The organism is Thiemannella venezuelensis, assembly GCF_014203605.1.
GTDB classification, from domain to species: domain Bacteria; phylum Actinomycetota; class Actinomycetes; order Streptosporangiales; family Streptosporangiaceae; genus Planomonospora_A; species Planomonospora_A venezuelensis.
The window spans coordinates 1-1,332 of the sequence record NZ_JACHJJ010000079.1; the positions used below are offsets into that span (position 1 = coordinate 1).

A 1,332-nucleotide genomic window follows, 5' to 3' on the forward strand; every position below is an offset into this window, starting at 1 on the left:
GGAAGGACGCGAGAGCTCGCGGCGCGGTCCCGGTTCTGAGCTGGGAGGCATCCTCTCGAAAGGTCACATCGCGGACCCAGTGGAGACGGTTTTCCACGACCCAGTGCGCGCGCTCGTAGTGGTTGAGATGCACGGGTCCGGCCAGGTCGGCGGGCAGGCTGGTGATGCCGTACACGATCTCTTTGCTGGTCCAGACGCCGTCCAGGCCGCCGACATCCCTGCGAAGCCGGAAGGCCTGGCGGGCTCCGGGCAGCAGGCTGTCATCGGTGGCAGCGGTGCGGATCGAACGGCGCTCGATCCGGCCGTGCCCGCGATCGCCGTCAGTGGCGCTGGTGGCCGTCCACTCGCGGTCCGGGCCGGTCAGCAGAGCCTGGGCGGCAGCGTGAGCCAGCGGCTGGTTCCCCTTCACGATGAGGACGTAGTGGGCGTTCAACGTCTGGGTGAGGAGCCGGGCAGTGGTTGCGGTGGTGTGCAGCGCATCCAGAGTGCAGACCATGCCCGACAGATCGAGATCGGCCAGCAGGCGCCGGGCGGCGGGGCCTTCGCCGCGCTTGCCGGGGACCTGGCACTGGCCCAGGACGGTGCCGCTGTCGTGCGCGATCGCTCCGACCAGGAACACCCGCCCGCCCTCGGCGGTGCGGGCGCCGCGCAGCGCCTTGCCGTCCACCGCGGCGGCGGGCAGCAGCCCGGCGGGAGCCGGGTGGGTGAGCCGGCGCCGTTCGGCCCGGCGCTGCTCTCGCTCCACCGGCCCCGGCGTGCGGGGCAGGTGCGGGACGGGTGCCGTGCCACGGACCACCTCGGCCGCATACCCGCAGGTGGCCGCGTCCAGGGCATCGGCGTCCAGGTCGGCGAGCACCCGCCGGAAGGTCCGCTCACTGGGCAGGAGGAACCGGCCGGTGAACGGGTCTCGACGCGCCCCCAGCCGCTGAAGTTTCCGCTGGGAGGAGCGGGCCGACCACTGCCAGATCGCCGTGACGCTGTCGCTGCCCACCACCAGCGTCGCGCACGCGGTCAGCGTCAAGATGACCACCAGCGGATGCCGCACGCTGCGCTGTTCACGCCGGTCGGGAACCTCCGACAACCTGCGCACCAGCGCCGATTCCACCACCTTCGCGCCCACGCCGGGGTCTGTGGCCATCTCGGCTTCCCACAGGGCCAGGTCGGCAAGCTGGTCAAGGCAGGCAGGGATCAGGGAAGATGAGGACACGAGCGCGGCTCCTGTGACGATCCTTCGGCGTAGACACCTGAATGGTCAGCAGGGTCGCGCTCGTTCGCAACTCGCCATCAGCAACCGGTCAAACCATCACGAATCTCACCAACGCCGGGGCCGTG

Annotated in this window: 1 protein-coding gene; it reads right to left on the minus strand. The window is 71.0% G+C overall.

The window, feature by feature from the left end; genetic code table 11:
- Positions 1-1,207 (minus strand): ISAs1 family transposase (locus FHS22_RS37180; RefSeq protein WP_184948890.1); only part of this gene is annotated, 1,207 nt, incomplete at its 3' end.
- Between the last annotated feature and the right edge of the window lie 125 nt (positions 1,208-1,332).